Origin of the sequence: Stenotrophomonas sp. NPDC077421, assembly GCF_049545505.1 — a bacterium.
Lineage (GTDB): Bacteria > Pseudomonadota > Gammaproteobacteria > Xanthomonadales > Xanthomonadaceae > Stenotrophomonas > Stenotrophomonas nematodicola.
Genome location: NZ_JBMWDP010000018.1, coordinates 56,755 through 80,657 on the forward strand (window position 1 = coordinate 56,755; position 23,903 = coordinate 80,657).

Here is a 23,903-nt window from a genome sequence, read left to right on the forward strand (position 1 = left end):
GAACGGGGAGCAGCACATGCGGATGCGTCGTTTCGGTCTGATCGTCGGGTCGCTGTTGCTGCTGCTGGGGGCGCTGCCGCTGTCGGCGGCGCCGTTGCAGGCGCAGTGGACCTTCCGCCTGCTGCCCGGCGATGCCCGGCTGGCCGCGCATCCGCAGCTGGCCGACTGGCACAGTGCGCAGGTGCCCGGCGCCGTGCACACCGACCTGCTGGCCCAGGGGCTGATCCCGGACCCCTACGTGGGGGCGCCGGAGGCGGGCCTGCAATGGATCGGCCTGGCCGACTGGGAGTACCGGGGCCGCTTCGACGTGGATGCGGCCACGCTGGCCAGGGCGCATGCCGAACTTGCCTTCGATGGTCTGGACACGTTCGCCACCGTCGAGCTCAACGGCGCGCCGCTGCTGCGGGCCGACAACAGCCACCGCACCTGGCGGGCGCGGGTGGACGGGCAGTTGCGCCCCACCGGCAATGAACTGCGCGTGGTGCTGCGCTCGCCGATCACCACGCTGCTGCCAGGCGTGCAGGCAATGCCCCACAAAATCGCCGGCAACTACCCATCGCCGTACGGGGACGAGCCCAAGGATGCGATGGTCGGCAACTTCGTGCGCAAGCCCGGATACCACTTCGGCTGGGATTGGGGCCCGCGGTATGTCACGGCAGGCATCTGGCGCCCGGTGCGGATGGAGAGCTGGGATGCGCAGCGCCTGACCGATCTGGCTGTGCATACGCGCAGCCTGGATGCGGACAAAGCCGAGCTGGACATCGCGGTGCAGGTGGAGAGCGCCACCGCCGGGACGGCGCCGCTGCGTATTGAACTGATCGATCCGGACGGGCGGGTGGTGCGCCGGTTCGACCCGCGTGTGGCCCTGCGCGCGGGCGACAACCGCGTGGTCGTGCCGGTGGTGCTGCCCGCGCCACGTCGCTGGTGGCCGGTGGGGCAGGGCGAGCAGGCGCGCTACACCGCGCGTGCCACCCTTGCCGCAGGTACGGCGGGCGCCCTGCGGATGGAGCGCCGCATCGGGCTGCGCACGGTGGAGCTGCGGCGCGAGGTCGATCGCAGCGGCGGCCAGGGCTTCGCATTCGTGATCAACGGCGTGCCGATCTTCGCCAAGGGCGCCAATGTGATTCCCTTTGACATGTTCCCGGCGCGGGTTGAGCCTGCACGCATCCGCCGCGAGCTGACCGCCGCGCGCGATGCCAACATGAACATGCTGCGCAACTGGGGCGGCGGCTATTACGAAGACGACGCGTTCTTCGATATCGCCGATGAGCTGGGCCTGCTGATCTGGCAGGACTTCATGTTCGGGGGCGGCATGCAGCCTGGTTACGATCCGGCGTTCCGCGCCAACGTGGTGGCCGAGGCACGCGACACTGTGCGCCGCCTGCGTCACCATCCCAGCGTGGTGCTCTGGTGTGGCAACAACGAGGAAGAGACCGCCTGGAAGGACTGGGGCCACGGGCGTGACCTCACCGCCGCCGATCCGGTCTTTGCGGCGAAGGTCTGGCAGGGCTATGTCGACCTGTTCGGGCTGGACCTGCGCCACGTGGTGGCCGAGGAGGGGCTCGGTGTGCCGTACTGGTCCAGTTCGCCCGGCAATGACCTGGACGAGAAGGCCAACGATTCCACCCGTGGCGACAAGCATTACTGGCAGGTCTGGGGCAACCCGGCGCTGCCGGTGACGGCTTACCTGCGCGAGACGCCGCGCTTCATGTCCGAGTACGGCCTGCAGGCGTGGCCGGTGCTGCGCACGCTGGACGGCATCATCCCGGCCGCCGAGCAACGCGTGGACAGCCCGACCGTGCGCGCGCACCAGAAGTTCATGGCCGGGGAGGGCAACCAGCGCCTGCTCAAGTACATCGAGGAAGGCTACGGCACGCCGCGCGACTTCCCCACGTTCGTGTACCTCAGCCAGGTCATGCAGGCCGAGGGCATCGCGCTGGCCGCACTGCACCACCGCGCGTCGCGGCCGTACACGATGGGTTCGCTGTACTGGCAGTTCAACGATGTGTGGCCGGGCGCGTCGTGGTCCAGCATCGATTACGCCGGCCGCTGGAAGGCATTGCATTTCCAGGCGCGCCGCTTCTTCGCCGACCAGGCGGTGGCCGCGCTGCGTGATGACGACGGCATCACCCGGATCAGCCTGCTCAACGACCGCCGCGACGCGCTGGTGGGGCAGTGGCGGCTGCGGGTGATGGGCCTCGACGGTCGCGTCCACACACGCCAGCAGCACGCCGTGACGGTGCCGCCGGGCGCGGCGCTGGAGGTGGCGCGGCTGGACGATGCGGCGCTGCTTGGCCAGGCCGATCCCCACCGCACCGTGGCCGTGGTCGAACTGCTGGATGGCGGCGGCAAGCCGGTGTCGCAGGGCGTGGTGTACTTCGACGTGGCCAAGGCGCTGGCGCTGTCCCGGCCGCAGATCCACACCGACCTGCAGCGCGCAGGCGACGGTTACCGCCTGCGCCTGCGCAGCGACCGGCTGGCCCGTGCGGTGTGGATCGGGTTCGACGGACTGGACGCGGTGCTGCAGGACAATGCGTTGACGCTGCTGCCCGGCGAAACCGTGCAGGTGAACCTCACTGCAGACGCCGACCTGGCCACGCTGCGCCGCGCGTTGCGGGTGCAGTCGCTGGCCGATGCGCTGGTACCGCCGGCGGATGCCAGCGCCGCGCGTTGATCGCGCCGCCGCAGCGGCCTACATGCCGCTGCGGTTGACCACTTCGATACCGTTGACCAGCACGCGGAAACGCTGTTCGCGGAAGGCCGCGAACAGGATCGAGCGGGTTTTTTCCACGATCACCTCCTGGCCGGCGATGCGCCGCAGCCAGGACTGGGTGGTGGTAAAGGAAAAATGCGTGCCCGGGTGTGCCGGGTGCTGGACCCACACGGTCTCATCGGCGCTGACCAGCTTCATCCCGCCCCAGAACCAGTCGCGGGTGAGCTTGACCGGCGTGGTCCCGACCATGAAATCAATATCCATCTCTGTTGTGCTCCGTGTAGACGCTGGCAGATCGGCTCAGAGCGCGATCTGCTGGAAATTCTCGACGCGTTCGTGGCCGTGGGTGGCCTCGCCGCTGCGCGGCATCGGGTAGTCGTCCAGCCGGTCGAGCAGACGGGTCTGCAGCCCGGCCTCGCGCGCCGCGTCCAGTTCCTCGACCACGTCGGACAGGAACACGATCTGGGCGGCGGGCACGCCGATGGCCTTGACGATGGTGCGGTAGCTGTCGGCCTCACGCTTGCCGCCCACTTCGGTATCGAACCAGCCCGACACCAGGCCGGTCAGGTCGCCGGCCTCGCTGAAGCCGAAGAACTGCTTCTGCGCCGGCACCGACCCGGACGAGTACACGTACAGCGGCTTGCCTTCGGCGTGCCAGCCCTTCAGGACGGCGGCCACGTCGGGGTAGAAGTGGGCCTTGTAGTCGCCGTTGCGGTAGCCGCTCTCCCAGATCATGCCCTGCAGCGCCTTCAGCGCGGTGTGCTTGCGATCCTGGTCGATCCAGCCCTGCAGGGTTTCCACGACCAGGCTGTCCTGGCAGGCACCGCCGATCTCCGCCGCCACCGCATCCAGCCAGCGACGCACCTCCGGCTGCTGGCCATGCGCGGCGACGAACGCCGGCAGTGCCTTGCGCGCATACGGGAACAGCACGTTCTTGACGAACGAGATGCTGCTGGTGGTGCCTTCGATGTCGGTGAGGATGACGGTGGGGTGGGGCATGGATCAGGACGCCTTGGTCGGAATGTAACGGGGGAACTTCTGCGCGATGTCGGTGCCGGTGAAGTGGCCGACCCAGCCGTCCGGCTCGGTGAAGAAGCGGATCGCGACGAAGCTGGGCTCATCGCCCATGTCGAACCAATGGGGGGTGCCGTCCGGCACGGCGATCAGGTCGTTCTTGACGCACTCGATCTCGTAGACCCTGTCGTCCACGTGCAGGGTGAACAGGCCGGAGCCGGCGACGAAGAAACGGACTTCATCTTCCTTGTGGAAATGCTCGTCCAGAAACTTCCTGCGCAGCTCGGCGCGGTTGGCGTTGTCCGGGGCGATCGAGGCCACGTCCACGCTCTTGAAGCCGTGCTGGGCCACCAGGCGGTCGATGTCGCTGCGATAGGCGGCGAAGACCTCGTCCTGGCTGGCACCGGGGGCGACCTCATGGGCGGCCTGCCAGCGTTCGAAGGTCACGCCGATCTTCTGCAGCGCATCGGCAATCCGCTCGCCGTCCTGGGTGTCCAGCAGCGGGGCGTCGGGAACATCGTGGTCGTAAATGCGCAGTCGGCTCATGGCGGCAGCTTGAACGGCGAGGGGGGGGCAACAGTGTGTAGTGCCGGGCTCTGCCCGGCAACCCGACAGCCTGTCCTGGAATTCAGCATCCCGGCCGCCGCACCGGTAGCGCCGGCCGCTGGCCGGCCCTGGCGCGTCCTGGGCGACGCGGTGTCGATCAGGGCCCGCGCAGCTTGCGCAGCTCCAGTTCGCAATGCAGCAGAAACTCGAACGCTTCCAGGTGCCGGCGCGCCTCGGGCATGTCGCGGCCCCACGCGTACAGGCCGTGGCCGTCGATCAGATAGCCCCACAGGCACTGCCGGTCCAGCAGGTCCTCGACCTGGGCGGACAGCACGTCCATGTCCTGGGTGTTGGCGAACACCGGGACGTCGATGGCCATGTCGTGGGTGCTGTTGCCGTGGAAGGCCTTGAGCAGTTCGTAGCCTTCCAGGCGGATGTGGCCCTGCGGGGCATACAGGCGCGAAGCGACGGTCTGCACCGGCGAATGGGTATGCAGCACGCAGCCGATCTCCGGGAAACGGCGGTACAGCTGGGTGTGCAGCAGGGTCTCGGCCGAGGGCCGCAGCGGGCGGCCGACGGCCTTGCCGTCGAAGTCCACCACCATGATGTCGTCCTTCACCAGCCGCCCCTTGTCCTTGCCGGATACGGTGATCGCGGCGTGGCGGTCATCCAGGCGGTGGGAGAAATTGCTGCTGGTGGCCGGGGTCCAGCCGGCCTGCGCCAGCTCGCGGACGTTGTCGATCAACAGCTGGGCCAGCTCGCCCAGGCGCGCGGTGTCGTAGGGGGTGTTGTTCATGCCGGCATTTTAGCTAGATGAGGCGCTAAAAGCAGGGCGTCCTGAGGCGAGTGCCGGCATTGGGGGGATCGGGGGAAGGGCAGAGCCGGCGGCCAGCCGGCTCCACGATGTGGCGACCAACGGTCGCCACACACCGGATATCCAGCGTTCCAGCAGACATCCAGCGTTCCAGCAGATCTCAAACCTGCTGCCTTAGCCGTTGCTATGGACGTATTCACGGCGTCCCCCGCGACTCCATACCGCCCCGCCAAACCGACCCCAACGGTCGAGCCAATGCTCCGGCTCCGGTTCTGGCTGTTGCCAAAACAGCGGGGGCCGGGCTGCAGGCCCGGCAGTCCCTCTTCCCCTTACTTCCCGCGCAGGCGGCTGTGGCGGAAGCCGTAGAAGAAGTAGATGGCGAAGCCGAGCGCGGTCCAGACGCCCATCAGCATCCAGTTGTGCGCGGTCATGGCGGTCAGCAGGGCGATGCAGCTCAGCACGCCCAGGCTGCAGATCAGCCAGGCCATCGGCATGCGGAACGGGCGCGGCAGGTCCGGCTGGGTACGGCGAAGGATCAGTACGCCCGCGCAGACCGCAGCGAAGGCGATGAGGGTACCCATCGAGGTCAGCTCGCCCAGGATGTCCAGCGGGAACAGCGCCGCCAGCAGGGCGATGCCGATCCCGGTGATCACCGTATTGATGTGCGGGGTGCGGTAGGTCGGGTGGATCTTGGTGAACACCGGTGGCAGCAGGCCGTCGCGGCCCATGATCATGAAGATGCGCGGTTGCCCGATGATCATCACCAGCACCACCGACGACAGGCCGATCAGTGCGCCGATCTCCACGATGATGCGCAGCCAGCCCAGTTGCGGATGCGCGGCCACCGCGGTCACCACCGGCTCGTCGGTGCCCAGCAACGGATAGGGCACCAGGCCGGTCATGACGGCGGCCATCGCGATATACAGCACCGTGCAGATCACCAGCGAAAGCAGCATGCCGATCGGCATGTCGCGCTGCGGCCGGTGCGATTCCTGCGCGGCCACCGACACCGCCTCAAAGCCGATGTAGGCGAAGAACACCATCGCCGCGCCGCGCAGGACGCCTTCGAAGCCGTACTTGCCGGGGCCCTCGTTGTCGGGAATGAACGGGGTCCAATTGGCCGGGTCCACGTACTTCCAGCCGGCGATGATCACCAGCACGATCAGGCCGGTCTTGAGCACCACCATCGCCATGTTCATCGCCGAGGACTTGCTGATGCCCACGTAGCACAGCCAGGTCAGCAGCAGCACCAGGATCGCCGCCGGCAGGTTGGCGATCGCCCCGGTCGGCCGCAGCTGGGCGTCCAGTGGCGCGCTGACCAGCGCCGCAGGCAGATGGATGTCGAAATGACTGAGCAGGCTCAGGAAGTAGCCGGTCCAGCTCACCGCCACTGCCGAGGCGGAAACGCCGTACTCCAGCACCAGCATCCAGCCGATGAACCAGGCCGACAGCTCGCCGAAGGTGGCATACGTATAGGTGTAGGCGCTGCCGGACACCGGCACCATCGCGGCGAACTCGGCGTAGGCCATTGCGCAGAACGCGCAGCAGATCGCGGCCAGCACGAACGACAGCATGATCGCCGGGCCGGCGTGGTTGGCGGCGGCCTGGCCGGTGATCACGAAGATGCCGCCGCCGATCACCGCGCCGATGCCCAGCGCGGTCAGGCCCCACGGCCCGAGGGTGCGGCGCAGGCTCAGGCCATTGGCGTCTTCATGGGCGGCGTGCGGATGCTTGGTGGCCCACAGTTGCTTGAACATGGTGTTGAGTGTCTTGGTTGGCGCGGCAGAACGCGCGCGATGGAGCAGAAACGACCGGGCCGGCACTGGGCCGGCCCGGCAGCGATCAGGCGGAGGGCTTGTTCAGCTTGCTGTTGCGGATGCCGTAGCCGAAGTAGATGCACAGGCCCAGCAGCGTCCAGCCCACAAACAGGTGCCAATGCACCACGAACGCCTGCCAGAACAGGAACAGACAGGCCAGCGCGCCCAACGGGCAGATCACCCACACCAGCGGCACGCGGAACGGACGCGGCAGCTCCGGGCGGGTATAGCGCAGGATCAGCACGCCGATGCAGACCGTGGCAAAGGCCAGCAGCGTGCCCATCGACACCAGCTCGCCGAGCACGTTCAGCGGCACCATGCCGGCGAGCGCTGCCGCGATCACACCCACGATCACGGTGCTCCAGTAGGGCGTACGGAAGCGGGTATGGACCTTGCCGAAGATCTTCGGCAACAGGCCGTCGCGGGAAATGGTGTAGGCGATCCGGGTCTGGCCCATCATCATCACCAGCACCACCGAGGACAGGCCGGCGATGGCGCCGATCTCGACAGCGGTCTTCAGCCAGGACAGCGTGGGATAGGGCTCGAGGGCGGTCGCGACCGGCTTGTCGGTACCCAGCAGGTGATAGGGCATCATGCCGGTCAGCACCGCACACACAATGATGTACACGATCGTGCACACCGCCAGCGAACCCAGCAGGCCGATCGGCATGTTGCGCTGCGGGTCTTTGGTCTCGCCGGCAGCGGTGGAGACCGCATCGAAGCCGATGTAGGCGAAGAACACGATCGTCGCCGCGCGGAACACGCCACTCCAGCCGAACTCGCCGGACACGCCGGTGTTTTCCGGGATGAACGGCTGCCAGTTGGCCGGGTCCAGGTGCGCTGCGCCGAAGCCGATGAACAGACAGATCACGGTGACTTTGATCGCAACGATGATCGCGTTGACGAAAGCCGACTGCGTCACGCCGACATACAGCAGGCCGGTCACGGCCGCCACGATGAGCACCGCAGGCAGGTTGAACAGCTTGCCCGAGGCGATGAACTCATTCCCGGTCCATGCGATGGGCGCTGCGCTGAGCGCGTCGGGGAACGGCATGTTCAACGTGGTGGTGATGAAGCTGATCAGGTACGCCGACCAGCCCACCGCAACCGAGGCCGATGCGAACAGGTACTCGAGCACCAGACACCAGCCGATGAACCAGGCCATGCCTTCGCCGAGGGTGGCGTAGGAATAGGAGTACGCGCTGCCGGACACCGGCATCATCGCCGCGAACTCGGCGTAGCACAGGCCGGCCAGGGCACAGGCGAAGCCAGCGAACACGAACGACAGCATCACGGCCGGGCCGGCATGGTTGGCGGCGGCCTGGCCCGTCAGTACGAAGATACCGGCGCCGATCACCGCGCCGATGCCGAGCATGATGAGATGTTTGGCTGTGAGGGTCCGTTTCAGTGTGGGCTCGCCGTCCAGGCTGCCTTCGATGGGCTCGCCGGCATCGACGTGCGGTGCCGGTGCGACCGGTTTGACCCTCAACAGAGACTTCAGCATGCAGTGCTTCCCTAAGTGAACAAAGGTGAGGTGCGCGGTACATTGCCGCGCCCCCTGATGGCGACTGGGCGCCCCTGCGATGCGGGGCCCGCTGTACCTTAGCCAAAGCTGAAGCCTGCGCACAAGCTCAAATGCAGCATGGGCGCGAGATAATCGGCAGATTCCGTCCCATCCCCGGCCCACCATGTCGCTGAACCCTGAATCCGTTGTCGTTGCTGACGCCGCGCTGCGCCGCCAATTGGCTGATTACGCGCGCCGGCACCCGGAACACGCTGCATTGGCTGCCGAATTCGGCACAGTGCTGGATGACCCGGAGAACCCCTTCCTGCGCGAGCGGCTGTCCGGCCATTTCACCGGCAGCGCGTGGCTGGTCAGCGCCGACGGGGAGCGCGTGCTGCTTACCCACCACCGCAAGCTGGACCGCTGGCTGCAGCTGGGTGGGCATGCCGATGGCGAGCGCGACCTGGCGCAGGTGGCGCTGAAGGAGGCCGAGGAAGAGTCCGGGCTGAGCGCGCTGGTGCTGGAAGATGGCGTCCTGTTCGACATCGACAGGCACTGGATTCCGGAACGGAAGGACGTGCCGGGGCACTGGCACTACGACGCCCGCTACGTCGTCCGGGCGCTGGGCAGCGAACAGTTCGCGGTCAGCGAGGAGTCGCTGGCGTTGGCCTGGCGCGATATCCGTGACGTGGCTGCCGCCATGATCGAGACGCCGGACGGCGACGACTCGCTGCCGCGCATGGCCAAGCGCTGGTTGGCGCGGTAGCGCCGGACTCGGCACGCCTGCACTCGCCGGCCACCTCGCGCCTCGCCCGCCCGCAATTGCCGGCGACTTCCCGCGGCCGTTCGGTTGGAACTGCCGGCGACCTCCCGCGTGCGCGCGTCTGGAATTGCGGTCCACTCCGTAGAGCCGGGCTCTGCCCGGCTGCCGTTGACCGGACGCGGAAGCACCACCGGCAGCCGTCAGCCGGGCTGAACCCGGCGCTACGCGGCGGCGTCCCGGGTATCCGGTGCGGCGTCAGTACAGCACGCGGGTGCGCAGGGTGCCGGGAATCGCCGCGAGCTCTTCGCGCACCGCGCCCGCCTGTTCTTCGCTGGCGGTGATGTCGATCACCACGTAACCCACCTTGGAATCGGTGCGCAGGAACTGGCCGTCGATGTTGACGTTGAGGCGCGAGAAGATCTCGTTGACCTTGGACAGTACGCCCGGCACGTTCTGGTGGATGTGCAGCAGGCGCAGGCTGTCGGCGTGCTCGGGCAGGGTGGCCTCGGGGAAGTTGACCGCCGAGAGGGTGCTGCCGTTGTCGCTGTAGCGCACCAGTTTGGCGGCCACTTCCACGCCGATGTTGTCCTGCGCCTCCAGCGTGCTGCCACCCACGTGCGGGGTCAGGATCACGTTGTCGTGCGCGGTCAGCGGCGACACGAACGCATCGCCGTTGCCCTTGGGCTCGACCGGGAAGACGTCCAGCGCCGCGCCGCCGATGTGGCCGCTGCGCAGCGCCGCGTCCAGTGCGTCGATGTCGACCACGGTCCCGCGCGCGGCATTGATCAGGTGTGCGCCAGGGCGCATCCGCGCCAGCTGGTCGGCGCCGATCAGCCATTGCGTGGCCGGCGTTTCCGGCACGTGCACGGTCACGATGTCGGCCCGCGCCAGCAGGTCGTCCAGGTCGATCGCCGCGCGGGCATTGCCCAGCGACAGCTTGGTCTCGATGTCATGGAAGATTACCTGCATGCCCATCGCCTCGGCCATCACACCGACCTGCGTGCCGATGTGGCCGTAGCCAATGATGCCCAGCGTCTTGCCGCGGACTTCGTGGCTGCCGGCGGCCGACTTGGACCAGCCGCCCCGGTGGCACTCGGCGTTCTTCTGCGGAATGCCGCGGGTCAGCATGATCGCCTCGGCGATCACCAGTTCGGCCACGCTGCGGGTGTTGGAGTAGGGGGCGTTGAACACCGGGATGCCGGCCAGCTCGGCCGCCTCCAGGTCCACCTGGTTGGTGCCGATGCAGAAGCAGCCCACGGCCATCAGGCGCTTGGCATGGGCCAGCACCTCGGCGCTGAGCTGGGTACGCGAGCGGATGCCGACGATATGGGCCTCGGCGATGCGGGCCTTCAGCTCGTCCTCGGGCAGCGCCTTGGTGTGCTGTTCGATCTGCGAATACCCGGCGGCGGTGAACACGTCGATCGCGGTCTGGCTCACCCCCTCCAGCAACAGCACGCGGATATCCTGCTTCGGGAACGAGGTCTTCTTCGGCGACATGGGCGAGCGGCAGCATGTAGGACGGGAGCCGCCAACTATGCCAGAACCCGGGCGCGATTGTGCAGTGCGCCAAAGGGCGCGACGATGGTTTCAGATGCACCTATCGGGTGGCCCGGAATGCAGCCGGCGCGGGGCGGTCTGCTACCCTTTTGGGCTTCCCCCGTTCCGTGCCGACGCCATGACCGACCCGCGCCTTTCTTCCCTGCTGCAGGACTGCCCCGGGCTGCGGCTCACGACGGACGCGGGCGACCTGGAGCACTACGGGCGGGACTGGACCCGGCGCTGGGTGCCGTCGCCGCTGGCGATCGCGCTGCCCGGCAGTGTCGAGGAGGTGCAGGCCATCCTGCGCTGGGCGTCGGCGCACCGCGTGGCGGTGGTGCCGTCGGGCGGCCGCACCGGCCTCTCCGGCGGCGCCGTGGCGGCAAACGGCGAGCTGGTCCTGAGCTTGGAGCGCATGAACAAGGCGCTGGCCTTCGATGCAGTGGACCGCACGCTCACGGTGCAGGCGGGCATGGCGCTGGAGGCCGTGCACAACGCGGCACGGGAACACGGGCTGATCTATCCGGTGGATTTCGCCGCGCGCGGCTCGTGTTCGATCGGCGGCAACATCGCCACCAATGCCGGCGGCATCCGGGTGATCCGCTACGGCAACACCCGCGAGTGGATCGCCGGCCTGAAGGTGGTCACCGCCGACGGCCAGCTGCTCGAACTCAACAAGGGCCTGATCAAGAACTCCAGCGGCTATGACTTCCGCCAGCTGCTGATCGCATCGGAGGGCACGCTGGGCGTGATCGTCGAGGCGACGCTCAGGCTTGCCGATCCTCCGCCGGCCAGCAACGTCATGCTGCTGGCGCTGCCGAGTTTCGACGTGCTGATGCAGGTGTTCGCCGCGTTCCGCGACCGCCTGCAGCTGCAGGCCTTCGAGTTCTTCACCGACCGCGCGCTGGCGCATGTACTCGCGCATGGCGCGCAGGCGCCATTCGCCGAGGTGCATCCGTTCTACGTGGTCACCGAGTTCGCCGCCGGCGACGAGGTGCAGGAAGCGGCGGCGATGGCGGCGTTCGAAGCGTGCATGGAGCAGGGCTGGGTCAGCGATGGCGTGGTCAGCCAGAGCGAGGCGCAGGCGGCGCAGTTGTGGCGGCTGCGCGAGGGCATCACCGAAGCGGTGGCGCGCTACAAGCCGTACAAGAATGACGTGTCGGTGCGGATCTCGGCGATGCCCGCCTTCATGGCCGAAACGCAGACGCTGATCGGCCAGGCCTACCCCCATTTCGACGTGGTGTGGTTCGGCCACATCGGCGACGGCAACCTGCACATCAACGTGCTCAAGCCCGACGCCACCAGCGATGCCGAGTTCCTGACCCAGTGCGAGCATGTAACCAGGCTGCTGGCGCAGGTGCTGGCGCGTTTCGATGGCAGCATTTCGGCCGAGCACGGCATCGGACTGGTCAAGAAGGGCTACCTGGACAGCACCCGCAGCGCGCCCGAGATCGCGCTGATGAAGGCGGTCAAACATGCGTTTGATCCCCAAGGGCTGCTGAATCCGGGCAAGGTGTTCGACCTCTGACGCGCGACAGATCTTCACGCAGCCTATACGCTCTGCGTTTTCCTACGCGAACGACACCCTGATGATGCGTCCGATCCTGCTTCTCGCCGTCCTCGCGCTGCCGCTGTCCGCGCTGGCGTCCAGTTTCGCTGGCAGCTCCGCCGGTTCGGCATCCGGTGCGTCGTCGGCCGGCTCGTCCAGTTCGAGTGACGACAAGGTCGTGCTGGATGCGCGCGACGATGCCGCGGCGTTTGTCGCCACCGACGGCGCCATCCGTGGCGCCCGCCTGGAAGCGGCACTGCTGCATGTGCGCGAACGCGATGCAACGCAGCGCCAGGTCAGCGACATGGCCCTGGCCAAGGCGCTGCTGGCCCGCTGATGTCCAGCGTGCGCGGTCCGGCCCGTCGCTGGCGTTGGACGGTCCTGACCGCGCTGCTGCTCGCGCCGCTGGCCCAGGCGGCGCTGCAGCTGGACCTCGACCCGCAGGGACTGGACGCCCGGCAGGCGAAGGCGGCCGAACGTGTCCTGGCAGCGGTGCAGGCCCGACTGCCTGCCGACTGGCAGGCCCGCTTCGATGCGCCCGTGCCGGTGCGCTGGTCGGACACGCTGCCGGACCGCGTGCACGGCCGTGCGCGCAACGGCGCGATCACACTGAAGCGTTCGCTGCTCGACGCCGTGGAGGACGGGCAGCCGCTGCCGCGCGCCGTGCAGGCGGCGCTGATCCATGAACTCACCCACGTGCTGGACCGCGCCGATGCCGGTGGCTGGTCGCGCAGCGCGCGCTGGCGCGACCTGGCCGGCTGGCAGCAGCGGCCGTGGCGCTGGGGGCGCACCGGCAATCATTTCAGTGCGCGCAGCCCCGACGCCTACGAGCGCGCCAGCCCGGCCGAGTTCCTGGCGGTGAACGCCGAGCACTATCTGCTGGACCCGGACTATGCGTGCCGACGCCCCGCGCTTCAGGCCTGGTTTGCCGGACACCTGGGGGCCCGCGCCGACGCGCCCGACTGCGACGTGCGGCTGCCGCTGTTGCAGGCCGACGACGCCACGGGGGCGGCATCGCTGCTGGAACTGGACCCCGCGCGCATCTACGCGGTGGACTACCTGCTGGCCGAAGGCAATGACCAGCTGATGAGCCGCTGGGGCCACAGCATGCTGCGGCTGGTCGTGTGCGCCCCCGGCCGTGTACCTGGACCGGCATGCCGCATGGATCTGTCGTATCACCGCGTGCTGTCGTTCCGTGCGTTCGTGGGTGACGTGCAGATCTCCAGCTGGCGCGGATTGACCGGCTCCTATCCCTCGCGTCTGTTCGTGCTGCCACTGAATCAAGTGGTCAACGAGTACACGCAGCTGGAACTGCGTGGCCTGTCCTCGGTGCCGCTGCGGCTGGACCGCGCGGAGATCGCCACACTGCTCGAACGGGTCGCGCAGGTGCACTGGAGCTATGACGGCCGCTATCTGTTCGTCAGCAACAACTGCGCCGTGGAGACCGGCAAGCTGCTGCAGGAAGGCGTGCCGCGGCTGGCGTCGCCGGGACTCAACCGGATCACGCCACGCGGTCTGCTGGCCCGGCTGGAACGGCAGGGTCTGGCAGACCGTTCGGTGCTGGACGACCGTGCGGCGGCCACCCGCAACGGGTATTACTTCGCGTCCGCCCAGACGCATTACCAGCAGCTGTTCGATGTGGCGCGGCAGGAGCTGCCATTGGACACCGATGCGGTCGCGGCGTGGCTGCAGCGCCCGGCGAGTGAGCGCGCCCGCTGGATAGAGCAGGGCGGGCTGCGTGCCACCTCGGCGCTGTTGCTGCTGGAACAGGCTGCCCGCCATCGCGAGGAGCTGCGCGCCCGCGACCGGCTGAAACACACGTTGGGGCGCCCTGGCGAGAGCATCGATGCCGCCCGCGACACCCTGCTTGCGCTGCTCCGCGATACCGGCCAGCTGGTCAGTCCGGCGGCGCTGGTGGACGACGGCGGCTACGGGCTGCCGATGGCGGCCGAGCGCGCCGAGGCGGCCGCCGCCGCCGCACGCATCAGCGCCCGCGGCATCCCGGCGTGGACCGCGCTGCAGCAGCAGATGCGGGCCCGGTTGCCGCCGGCGCAGCAGCGGGAACTGGACACCATCGACGCCAGCCTGGCGCGCCTGGGCGACCGCATGCGCCGGCTGGCGCAGGCCGAGACCGCTACTGGCGCGGCAATGCGATGACGAACCGTGCACCGCCGAGCGCGCTGGCGGTGCACCAGACCTGGCCGCCATGCGCATCGGCGATGGCCTTGACCACGGCCAATCCCAGGCCGCTGCCGCCCCGTTGACGCGAGCGCGAGCCGTCGCCGCGCATGAACGGATCGAAGATGTGCGCGCTCAGTGTCGGGTCGACGCCCGGGCCTTCGTCGTCGACGGCGATCTCCACGTGGGTGGCGGTGTCGTGCACGGCAATGCGCACGCGTCCCGGCGTGGCGTAGCGGCGGGCGTTCTCCAGCAGCGCCATCAGGGCCTGGCGCACGCGGGTGGGATCGCAGTGCGCCGGGTGCTCGCCGCGTGAGGTTTCCAGCTCCAGCACGAAGCCGCCGGTGCGGAAGCCGGGGTCGACCAGGGTCATCACCGAATGCACCTCCTGGACCACGTCGCTGCGCGCACGGCGCACATCCAGGCGCGCGCTGTCGGCCAGGCTCAGCACGCGCAGGTCTTCGATCAGCCGTGACAGCCCTTCCACCTGTGCCAGCAAACTGCGGAACTGCGCTTCGTCGGGCGCGAACACGCCCTCGGCGAGCCCCTGCAGCCGACCGCGCAGGATGGTCACGGGGGTGCGCAGTTCGTGCGCGATCGCCGCATGCCACATGACCCGGTCGGCATCCATGTTCTGCAGCCGCCGTGCCATCGCGTTGAAGTCGTCCACCAGCAGCGCGACCTCGCCAAGCGAGTGGTTGCTGGCGGCGGCGCGTGCGCCGAGATCGCCATTGGCGAGACGACGGATGCTGTCCACCACCGAATTGAGCGGCCCCAGGATGCGTTGCGACAACCGTACCGAAGCAGCGATCGCCAGTCCGAGCCCGATCAGGGTCACCCCGGCCATCCACACCAGTTCGGGGCCGCTGGGCGCCCAGCTGGCCGGCTCCTCGGTGGCACCCGGATAGAAGGTCACCAGGATGGCGTACAGCACATAGGAGCTGAGGATCACCATCACGATCACCGACAGCGCCATCAGCGACATCGACACCACGATGTGCCGGCTCAGCCCGGACCGGCGCATCAGCGATCCGCCGCCAGGCGGTAGCCGACGCCGCGCACGCTGGCCGGCACGTTCTCCAGGCCGACCTCGTCGAGCTTGCGCCGCAGCTTGCTGACGTGGCTGTCCACCGTGCGTTCCAACGCCTCGCTCTCCGGCAGGCATTCGTGCATCAGTTCGCTGCGGCTGAAGATGCGCAGCGGCGCCAGCGCCATGCAGTGCAGCAGCTTGAACTCGGTCAGCGTCAGCAGCAGTTCGTGGCTGTAGCCGTCGCCTTCCACATGGACCTGGTGGTTCTCCGCATCGATGACCAGGTTGGCCACGCGCAGCACGCCGGAGGCGCCTGCCGCGCGCTGGTTGAGCGTACGCCGCAGCACCGCCCGCACCCGCGCGGCCACTTCGGCCGGGTTGAACGGTTTGACCACGTAGTCATCGGCGCCCATGCGCAGCGCGGTCAGCTTGTCCAGGTCCTGGTCCAGCGCGGTCAGCATGATGACCGGGGTATCGCCGCGCTGGCGCAGCGTGTTGAGCACCGTCCAGCCATCCATGCCGGGCATCTGCACATCGAGCAGGATCAGGTCCGGGCGCGCGCTCCGGTGCAGGGCCAGCGCGGCCAGCCCGTCCTGCGCGCGCAGCGTGCGCAGACCTTCACGTTCCAGGTAGGCGGCCACGATGTCGGCGATCTCCGGCTCGTCTTCGACGATCAGGACCAGCGCGTGGAGGGAGCGGTCCCAGCGCGCGGGGCTGGCGCGGGGCGAATCGGTGGCGTGCATGCAGGCAGGGCCGGAAGGTGCTTAGCGCTCCATCGTATCTCCACATTTCCTCCATCGAAACCCCACGTGCTCCACGCAGACTTGGCCATTCATGATTTCAGCCGGTGATCCGGCCCGTGTGCTGCAGATGAAGACCAACAGGATTTGCGCCGCCGCCTGCGCGGCGATCATGGCCGTGACCACGGCCTGCTCCAGGGAAGACGTGCCTGCCGTCGCGGCGCCTGCGGTCACGGTGGCGACGCTGTCGCCGTCGATCGTCCAGCTCGACGATGAGCTGCCCGGCCGGGTGGCCGCGGTACGCACCGCGCAGATCCGCGCGCAGGTGGGCGGGATCGTGCTCAAGCGGTTGTTCGAGCAGGGGGCCGAGGTCAAGGCCGGTACGCCGCTGTTCCAGATCGACCCTGCCGCGTTCCATGCCGAGGTCGACAGCGCGGCGGCGATGCTCCAGCGCAGCGAGGCGACCCTGGCGCGTACCCGCGTGCAGTCCGAACGGCTGCAGTCGCTGGCGGCGGCGCAGGTGGTCAGCCACCAGGCCCGCGACGACGCACGCGCCGAGCATCAGCAGGCGCTTGCCGATGTGGCCCAGGCACGCGCCACGCTCGCACGACGTCGGCTGGATCTGCGCTATGCGACAGTCGATGCGCCCATCGACGGCCGCATCGACCAGGCGCTGGTCACCGAGGGCGCGCTGGTGACCGCCAGCGATGCCACGCCGATGGCGGTGGTGCAGCAGTTGGACCAGGTGTACGTGGATGTGCGGCAGCCGGCCTCGATGCTGGAGAGCATCCAGCGCAGCGTGGTGTCCGGTCAGCTCGACAAGGCCACGGGCCTGCCGGTGACGCTGCTGGGCAGTGGCGGGCAGGCTTACCCGGAGAAGGGCAGGATCCTGTTCTCGGGGATCAACGTGGATGCCGAAACGGGCGACATCGTGCTGCGCATCGTGGTCGACAATCCCGAACGGCGTCTGCTGCCCGGCATGTTCGTGCGCGCCCGGGTGCCACGCGGCGTGCAGCCGGCGGCGCTGCTGCTGCCCCAGCAGGCGGTGCTGCGCAGTACCGGCGGGCAGGCCTACGCATGGGTGATCGGCAAGGATGACAAAGCGGTGATCCGCACCGTCGAGATCGACGGCCAGGTCGAACGCCAATACGTGGTCAAGCACGGCCTGCATGCCGGCGAACGCGTGGTGGTGGAAGGCCAGGAGCGCCTGCAGGAAGGCGTGGTGGTCGATGCCAGGCCCTGGAAACACCCACAGACGACGGGCGCGCTGGGCGCGCCCTGATTTCCCCCGGCTGACCCCGTCGGAACAGGCGCGCCAGCGCCTGCCCGATGTGCAAAGGACGTTGCATGCCCCAGTTTTTCATTGATCGCCCGGTATTTGCCTGGGTGCTGGCCATTTTCGTAGTGCTCGCCGGCGTGCTGGCGATTCCCCGGCTGGCCATCGAACGCTATCCGGCAGTTGCGCCGCCCAGCGTGAGCATCTACGCCAGCTACCCCGGCGCAACGCCGCAGACCATGAACGATGCCGTGGTCGGACTGATCGAGCGCGAGCTGTCGGGCGTCAAACACCTGCTGTACTTCTCCTCGTCCACCGACACCTCCGGCGAGGCCACCATTTCGGCGACGTTCCGCCCGGGCACCGACCCGGAACTGGCGCAGGTGGATGTGCAGAACCGGATCAAGGCGATCGAGCCACGGTTGCCGCAGGTGGTGCGGCAGAACGGATTGACGGTGGAAGCGGCCGATTCGGGCTTCCTGATGCTGGTCGGCCTGAAATCGGTGGACGGACGCCTGGACGAGGTGGACCTGAGCGACTACATGGCGCGCAACATCGTTGACGAGCTGCGCCGCATCGACGGGGTCGGCCGCGTGCAGCTGTTCGGTGCCGAGCGCGCGATGCGGATCTGGGTGGACCCGTCGCAGCTCACCGCGTACAGCCTCACGCTGGACGACCTTGCCCAGGCGATCGCCGCGCAGAATGTGCAGATCGCGCCGGGCCGCGTCGGCGACTCGCCCGCGCTGCCGGGCCAGCGGGTGACGATCCCGCTGACGGCCGAGGGCCAGTTGACCACGCCGGCCGCGTTCGCGGCGATCGTGCTGCGCGCCCGTGCCGACGGCGGCACGGTGGTGCTCGGCGACGTGGCGCGGGTCGAACTGGGCGCGCAGAGCTATGCGTGGTCCACCCGCGAGGACGGCGTGCCGGCCACAGCGGCGGCGATCCAGTTGTCGCCGGGCGCCAACGCGGTGCGCACCGCGCGGGCGGTACGGGCGCGCATCGCCGAGCTGGCGCCGACGTTGCCGGCAGGCATGGAGGCGACGGTGCCGTTCGACACCGCCCCATTCGTGGAGATCTCCATCCGCCAGGTGCTGATCACGCTGATCGAGGCGATGGTGCTGGTGTTCGCGGTGATGTACCTGTTCCTGCAGAACATCCGCTACACGCTGATCCCGGCCATCGTGGCGCCGATCGCGCTGCTTGGCACGTTCGCGGTGATGCTGGCGGCAGGCGTGTCGATCAACGTGCTGACCATGTTCGGCATGGTGTTGGCGATCGGCATCATCGTCGACGATGCGATCGTGGTGGTGGAAGGCGTGGAGCGGATCATGGCCGAGGAAGGCCTGCCGCCGCGCGAGGCCACGGCCAAGGCGATGAAGGAGCTGACCGGCGCGGTGATCGGCATCACCCTGGTGCTGACCGCTGTGTTCATTCCGATGGCCTTCGCGGATGGATCGGTCGGCGCGATCTACCGCCAGTTCACGCTGGCGATGTCGGTGTCCATCCTGTTCTCGGCCATCCTCGCCCTGAGCCTGACCCCGGCCCTGTGCGCGACGCTGCTCAGCCCCAGTACCCGCGGCCATCATGGACGCAGCGGTTTCTTCGGGTGGTTCAATAGCGGTGTCGAGCGGATGACGGCCGGCTACCAGCGTCGCGTGGTGCGTATTCTGCAGCGTGGCGGTCGCGGCATGGCCGTGTTCGTCGCGCTGGTGGTTGCCCTTGGCCTGGGGCTGCACCTGGTGCCGGGGGCGTTCCTGCCCGAGGAAGACCAGGGCTATTTCATGACATCGATCCAGCTGCCCGCCGATGCCACCGCCGAGCGCACGCTGGAGGTGGTGAAGCGCTACGAAGCGCACGTCGCCTCGCGTCCGGGGATCGCCTCCAACCAGTCGATCATGGGCTACAGCTTCGCCGGCTCCGGCCCCAACGCGGCGCTGGCCTACACCATGCTCAAGGACTGGAGCGCCCGCAATGGTGCCAGCGCGGGCGACGAAGTGCAGCGCGCGCAGGCGGCGATGGCTGCCGCGCCCGAGGGGCAGATCATGAGCGTGATGCCACCGGCGATCGACAGCCTGGGTACGTCATCGGGCTTCGAGCTGCGGCTGCAGGCGCGTGCCGGTCAGGACCACGCGCAGCTGCAGGCGGCGCTGCAGCACCTGCTGGCGCTGGCGGCGAAGAGCCCGCTGCTGCGCGATGTGCATGCCGAGGGATTGCCGGCTGGCAGTACCGTGCGGCTGGAGATCGATCGCCACAAGGCCGAAGCGATGGGCGTGGGCTTCACCCGCATCAGCGACACGCTGTCGGCGGCGCTGGGCTCGCAGTACGTCAACGACTTCCCCAATGCCGGGCGCATGCAGCAGGTGATCGTGCAGGCCGACGCGCCGCACCGGATGCAGGTGGAGGATGTGCTGGCGCTGCACGTGCGCAACGCCACGGGGGGCATGGTGGCGTTGTCCGAAGTGGTCACGCCGGTATGGTCGCAGACGCCGCTGCAGTTGGAGCGCTATCAGGGGTTTCCGGCACTCAGTGTGTCCGGCAACGCCGCGCCTGGCACCTCCAGTGGCCAGGCGATGGCCGAAATGGAGCGGCTGGCCCGGCAGCTCCCGGCCGGCTTCGCGCTGGCATGGACGGGCCAGTCGTTGCAGGAGCAGGCATCGGGCGCACAGGCACCGTGGCTGCTGGTGCTGTCGATGCTGGTGGTGTTCCTGGTGCTGGCGGCGTTGTACGAAAGCTGGTCGATTCCGGCGGCGGTGATGCTGGTGGTGCCGCTGGGGCTGCTGGGCGCGGTTGCGGCGGTGCTGCTGCGCGGCCTGCCCAATGATGTGTTCTTCAAGGTAGGCATGGTCACAGTGATCGGCCTGTCGGCCAAGAACGCGATCCTGATCGTGGAGTTCGCCCGCCAGCTGCAGCAGCAGGGGCGCGGCGTGGTCGAGGCGGCAGTGGAAGCGGCGCGGCTGCGGCTGCGACCGATTCTGATGACCTCGCTGGCGTTCGCGCTGGGCGTGGTGCCGCTGATGCTGGCCTCCGGTGCATCGGCGGAGACCCAGCATGCGATTGGCACGGGCGTGTTCGGCGGCATGCTGACGGGCACCGTGCTGGCCGTGTTCTTCGTGCCGCTGTTCTATGTGCTGGTGCAGGGCATGCGCCGCTGGCGCTGGCCGTGGCGACGGCACCGGGGAGGGTGAGATGACTGTGGATGGGATCGAGCAGCGCACCGCGCGGGCCGAAGCCGGGCTGCGCCAGGCACTGCTGGCGCAGGATGTCGAGGCGGCGCGGCAGTGGCTGTCGCCGTCGCTGTTCTTCACCGATGCGGCGGGCCACTGGCAGGGCGCGCATCCCTGCCTGGAGGCGTGGGCCGCGCGTCGCCTGCGGGTGGTGGCGATCGAGCAGAGCGCCATCGAGTATCTGGCCTGCGGTCAGTTGCTGCTTGCTGCCAGCGACGTGTCCCTGACCTGCATTGCCGACGGTGGCGAGCAGCTGCGTCGCCTGCGGCTGCTGCGGGTGTGGGCCCGCTGTTCATCGCCTGCCGGTGTCCACCTGCTCTCGGTGGGGATGCTGCCGGCCCGCGACACCTGAGTGCGCGGGGTCCGGCGAGTCACCGCCGCTTCACCTCCCCCGGGTGGGGGCGCGCTAGCATCGGGTGTTGAGTGGAACAACTGCAAGGAGTCGAACATGCGTGCACCCCAGGGACTGTTGAGTGTGGCCATCGTGCTCGGTCTGGCGGCCTGCCAGCCGGCGCAGCAGACACCGGCGGGCACGGTCGATCCCGCAGCGGGCAGCACCGATGCGCCGCCGGCCGCGACCGCAACCACCGATGCGCGCACCTATGCCTTCCAGTGCGGTGATCTTGCAGTGCGGGCGACCTACAGGGGCGAGGATGCGGCGACCGTGGTCGCCGGCGAGCGGACGTTCGCGATGTCGTCCCAGCCTGCGGCGTCCGGCGCAAAGTACGGCGACGGCGAGGGCAACGTGTTCTGGACCAAGGGCACCACCGAGGGCGTCCTGTCGCTGAAGGGCGAGGCGGATCGCAACTGCACCGGCCCGGGCGGGGAAGACGCTGTGCCGGCGCCGCCGTCGACCGCAGCGACCGGCATGGTGTTCCGCGCCACCGGCAACGAACCGGGCTGGCTGGCCGTGGTGGCCGATGGCGCCTCGCCGCATCTGCGGGTGGAAACCGACTACGGGCAGCGCACCTTCGAGATCGCCACGCCCACGCAGGGCAGGGATGGCTGGTCGGGCAAGGCGGCCGATGGGACCGACATCAAACTCACCTTCCAGCGCACCGTGTGCCAGGACGACATGAGCGGCCAGGCCTTCGGTGCCACCGCGATGCTGACGGTAGGCGCGCGCCAGTACCACGGCTGTGGCGACTTCGCCGGCGCTCCGTCGCTGGCGGCGCGGCCCTGACCGGCACCGGTCTCAGCGGGAAATGCCGGGCGGGCAGTCGTCCGGCGGCACGCCGGTGAGCAGGTCGTAGCGCCTGCCCACGTCGAGAAGAAGGAGGCGGACGCTGCAGTCGTCACCGTGGGCGTCCAACAGGCCGGCGAACAGGCGTTCGCGTCCGTTGCAGAAGGCTTCTGCGGCAGCGGCCAGTTCTCTGCCACGGGCCTCGTCATAGGCCTCTTCGCCAGCAACGTGCTGGCAGGTGTTCTCGCGCTCGAGAAAGGCGCGCGCGTCTGCTGGCAGCGCGCAGTACACGCGGATGTCGTTGAGGTCGTAGACGGTTTCGGGAATGTCGCATCCGGCCTCGGCGCGGGCGCGATCCAGTTGTTCGCGGCTGTCGGGCATGCCGGACGCATCGCCACCGATGGTGGCGCCGGCGCTGTCCGGTGCGGGGTCGAGATCAGGCACGGCATCGGTTGGCAGTGGCACGTGGGCTGCTGTCGCCACCTCGTCCGCAGGTCGCGTCTCCACCACCGCGTCGGCACCTTCGTCGGCGCTGTCCGCCGCCCGCGGCGCGCACGCCGCAAGCAGGGACAGGCAGGCGGTCAGAACGAGGCGTTCAGTCCGCACGGCCGGCGAATTCACCGGTGGTGGTGTTGACCAGCACGCGTTCGCCGTTGGCAATGTACTCCGGCACCATGATCTCGATACCGGTGTTGAGCTTGGCCGGCTTCGGGCGCTTGGTGGCGGTGCCACCCTTGAGCTCCGGCGGCGTTTCGATCACTTCCAGCACCACGCTGGTGGGCAACTGCACGGCCACCGGCGTTTCGTCGATCACCTGCACGTAGATGCCGCTCAGGCCATCGGTGATGTAACCGGCGTCATCGCCGATGACATCGGCATCGAGGGTGTAGGGGGTGTAGTCCTCGTCGTCCAGGAACACGAACGCGTCGCCGTCCTTGTACGAATAGGTGGACTGGCGGCGCAGCAGCTCGACTTCGGGCAGGTTGTCGTCGGCATCGAAGCTGGCGTCGAGCTTGTTGCCGCCCGGCACGCTGTACATGATGAAGCGGAAGCGCACATTGCCGCCGCGGCCCTGCGGCGAGCTGCGTTCGATGTCGCGGATCTGGTAGACGCCGTTGTTGTATTCGACGACGTTGCCTTTCTTGATGTCGTTGGCTTTCATGGGAGTGACGGTCGGTTCGTGGAGGTGTCGGGCGCCCGCGAGGACGCCCGGAGGGTGGCGCGGATGTTACTTGGGTGCCAGGCGCACCGCACCATCGAGGCGGATGGTTTCGCCGTTGAGGTAGGTATTGCCGAGGATATGGCCGACCAGGCCGGCGAAATCCTCCGGCTTGCCCAGGCGCGGCGGGAACGGGATCGACGCGGCCAGCGATTCCTGTACGGCCGGCGGCATGCCATCGACCATCGGGGTCCAGAAGATGCCCGGCGCGATGGTCATCACGCGGATGCCGAAGCGCGACAGCTCGCGCGCCATCGGCAGGGTCATGCCGACCACGCCGCCCTTGGAGGCAGCATAGGCGGCCTGGCCGATCTGGCCCTCGTAGGCGGCCACGCTGGCGGTGTTGATGATCACGCCGCGCTCGCCGTCGTCGCCGGCGGGATTGTGCTGCATGCGGTTGGCGGCGGCCTTGGCGACGTTGAAGCTGCCGACCAGGTTGACCATCACAGTGCCCTGGAAGTTGGCCAGCGGCATCGGCGCTTCCTTGCCCAGCACGCGGCCGGCGCCGAGGATGCCGGCGCAGTTGATCGCCACGTTCAGCCCGCCGAGGAAGTCGTGGGCGGCATCGATATTGGCCACCACGGCGGCTTCGTCGCTGACGTTGGTGGTGAAGTAGCGCGCATGGGCGGCGCCGAGTTCGGCAACGGCGGCCGCGCCCTTGTCGTCGTTGAGGTCGAACAGGGCCACCTTGCCGCCGTGGGCGACCAGGTGACGGGCCACGGACAGGCCCAGGCCGGAAACGCCGCCGGTGATGACGGCGCGGACGGAAGACAGCTGCATTGCGCGTACCTGTGGAG

General features: G+C 68.6%; 21 protein-coding genes. 9 read left to right on the forward strand and 12 right to left on the reverse strand.

All coding sequences use genetic code 11. The annotated features are described in order from the left end of the window. The first annotated feature begins 22 nt into the window (after positions 1-22). Positions 23-2,674 (forward strand): beta-mannosidase, encoded by a 2,652-nt coding sequence (locus ACPEH1_RS11650; RefSeq protein ID WP_423715825.1) that lies wholly within the window; start codon positions 23-25, stop codon positions 2,672-2,674. A gap of 18 nt (positions 2,675-2,692) precedes the next feature. On the opposite strand, the gene ACPEH1_RS11655 is transcribed toward ACPEH1_RS11650, so the two are convergent. The 6 genes from ACPEH1_RS11655 to ACPEH1_RS11680 form a co-directional block, all read right to left on the reverse strand. Further along, positions 2,693-2,977, reverse strand: coding sequence for a hypothetical protein (locus ACPEH1_RS11655; RefSeq protein ID WP_017355462.1), 285 nt, complete (start codon positions 2,975-2,977; stop codon positions 2,693-2,695). 36 nt (positions 2,978-3,013) lie between these two features. Next, positions 3,014-3,712 (reverse strand): acireductone synthase, encoded by a 699-nt coding sequence (mtnC, locus tag ACPEH1_RS11660; RefSeq protein WP_423715815.1) that lies wholly within the window; start codon positions 3,710-3,712, stop codon positions 3,014-3,016. 3 nt (positions 3,713-3,715) lie between these two features. Continuing rightward, positions 3,716-4,273: a 1,2-dihydroxy-3-keto-5-methylthiopentene dioxygenase gene (locus tag ACPEH1_RS11665; RefSeq protein ID WP_423715816.1), complete on the reverse strand. Its 558-nt coding sequence runs from the start codon at positions 4,271-4,273 to the stop codon at positions 3,716-3,718. A 157-nt stretch (positions 4,274-4,430) separates the two neighbouring features. Continuing rightward, positions 4,431-5,069: a methylthioribulose 1-phosphate dehydratase gene (locus ACPEH1_RS11670; protein WP_017355459.1), complete on the reverse strand. Its 639-nt coding sequence runs from the start codon at positions 5,067-5,069 to the stop codon at positions 4,431-4,433. A 347-nt stretch (positions 5,070-5,416) separates the two neighbouring features. Continuing rightward, complete coding sequence (locus ACPEH1_RS11675) at positions 5,417-6,844, reverse strand: amino acid permease (RefSeq protein WP_136003982.1); 1,428 nt, start codon at positions 6,842-6,844, stop codon at positions 5,417-5,419. An 85-nt stretch (positions 6,845-6,929) separates the two neighbouring features. Continuing rightward, complete coding sequence (locus ACPEH1_RS11680; protein WP_136003984.1) at positions 6,930-8,408, reverse strand: amino acid permease; 1,479 nt, start codon at positions 8,406-8,408, stop codon at positions 6,930-6,932. A gap of 184 nt (positions 8,409-8,592) precedes the next feature. On the opposite strand from ACPEH1_RS11680, the gene ACPEH1_RS11685 reads away from it, so the two are divergent. Then, positions 8,593-9,174 (forward strand): NUDIX hydrolase, encoded by a 582-nt coding sequence (locus tag ACPEH1_RS11685; protein WP_017355456.1) that lies wholly within the window; start codon positions 8,593-8,595, stop codon positions 9,172-9,174. A gap of 252 nt (positions 9,175-9,426) precedes the next feature. Here the strand turns inward: ACPEH1_RS11685 and serA are convergent, their stop codons facing one another. Beyond that, a complete protein-coding gene (serA, locus tag ACPEH1_RS11690) occupies positions 9,427-10,668 on the reverse strand; it encodes a phosphoglycerate dehydrogenase (RefSeq protein WP_017355455.1) in 1,242 nt (413 codons plus the stop codon). A gap of 178 nt (positions 10,669-10,846) precedes the next feature. Between serA and ACPEH1_RS11695 the strand changes: the two genes are divergently transcribed. From ACPEH1_RS11695 to ACPEH1_RS11705, 3 genes are all read left to right on the forward strand, one after another. After that, positions 10,847-12,235 (forward strand): FAD-binding oxidoreductase, encoded by a 1,389-nt coding sequence (locus tag ACPEH1_RS11695; RefSeq protein WP_423715817.1) that lies wholly within the window; start codon positions 10,847-10,849, stop codon positions 12,233-12,235. A gap of 61 nt (positions 12,236-12,296) precedes the next feature. After that, positions 12,297-12,593: a DUF2388 domain-containing protein gene (locus ACPEH1_RS11700; RefSeq protein ID WP_017355453.1), complete on the forward strand. Its 297-nt coding sequence runs from the start codon at positions 12,297-12,299 to the stop codon at positions 12,591-12,593. Next, positions 12,593-14,413, forward strand: a complete 1,821-nt coding sequence (locus tag ACPEH1_RS11705) for a DUF4105 domain-containing protein (RefSeq protein WP_423715818.1) — start codon at positions 12,593-12,595, stop codon at positions 14,411-14,413. The genes ACPEH1_RS11700 and ACPEH1_RS11705 overlap by 1 nt, the downstream gene beginning before the upstream one ends. Here ACPEH1_RS11705 and ACPEH1_RS11710 read toward each other — a convergent pair. Next, a complete protein-coding gene (locus ACPEH1_RS11710; RefSeq protein WP_312709209.1) occupies positions 14,391-15,458 on the reverse strand; it encodes an ATP-binding protein in 1,068 nt (355 codons plus the stop codon). The genes ACPEH1_RS11705 and ACPEH1_RS11710 overlap by 23 nt on opposite strands. Then, positions 15,458-16,207, reverse strand: coding sequence for a response regulator (locus ACPEH1_RS11715; protein ID WP_017357425.1), 750 nt, complete (start codon positions 16,205-16,207; stop codon positions 15,458-15,460). The genes ACPEH1_RS11710 and ACPEH1_RS11715 overlap by 1 nt, the downstream gene beginning before the upstream one ends. 127 nt (positions 16,208-16,334) lie before the next feature. On the opposite strand from ACPEH1_RS11715, the gene ACPEH1_RS11720 reads away from it, so the two are divergent. The 4 genes from ACPEH1_RS11720 (at position 16,335) to ACPEH1_RS11735 (ending at position 21,887) form a co-directional block, all read left to right on the forward strand. Then, positions 16,335-17,486, forward strand: a complete 1,152-nt coding sequence (locus tag ACPEH1_RS11720) for an efflux RND transporter periplasmic adaptor subunit (protein WP_423715819.1) — start codon at positions 16,335-16,337, stop codon at positions 17,484-17,486. A 65-nt stretch (positions 17,487-17,551) separates the two neighbouring features. Continuing rightward, positions 17,552-20,665, forward strand: coding sequence for a multidrug efflux RND transporter permease subunit (locus ACPEH1_RS11725; RefSeq protein ID WP_423715820.1), 3,114 nt, complete (start codon positions 17,552-17,554; stop codon positions 20,663-20,665). A 1-nt stretch (position 20,666) separates the two neighbouring features. Then, positions 20,667-21,056 (forward strand): nuclear transport factor 2 family protein, encoded by a 390-nt coding sequence (locus ACPEH1_RS11730; protein WP_423715821.1) that lies wholly within the window; start codon positions 20,667-20,669, stop codon positions 21,054-21,056. Positions 21,057-21,152: 96 nt separating this feature from the next. After that, the gene (locus ACPEH1_RS11735) at positions 21,153-21,887 is read left to right on the forward strand and encodes a COG3650 family protein (protein WP_026070960.1); all 735 of its coding nucleotides are present in this window, start codon (positions 21,153-21,155) and stop codon (positions 21,885-21,887) included. Between the two features lie 12 nt (positions 21,888-21,899). On the opposite strand, the gene ACPEH1_RS11740 is transcribed toward ACPEH1_RS11735, so the two are convergent. The 3 genes from ACPEH1_RS11740 to ACPEH1_RS11750 form a co-directional block, all read right to left on the reverse strand. Further along, positions 21,900-22,493 (reverse strand): hypothetical protein, encoded by a 594-nt coding sequence (locus ACPEH1_RS11740; protein ID WP_313273914.1) that lies wholly within the window; start codon positions 22,491-22,493, stop codon positions 21,900-21,902. Next, positions 22,483-23,049: an elongation factor P-like protein YeiP gene (gene yeiP, locus ACPEH1_RS11745; protein ID WP_017357253.1), complete on the reverse strand. Its 567-nt coding sequence runs from the start codon at positions 23,047-23,049 to the stop codon at positions 22,483-22,485. Before yeiP ends, ACPEH1_RS11740 begins: the two co-directional genes overlap by 11 nt. A 66-nt stretch (positions 23,050-23,115) precedes the next feature. After that, positions 23,116-23,886 carry an SDR family NAD(P)-dependent oxidoreductase gene (locus tag ACPEH1_RS11750; RefSeq protein ID WP_423715822.1) on the reverse strand — a complete coding sequence of 257 codons (771 nt, stop codon included), beginning with the start codon at positions 23,884-23,886 and terminating at the stop codon, positions 23,116-23,118. Positions 23,887-23,903 lie beyond the last annotated feature (17 nt).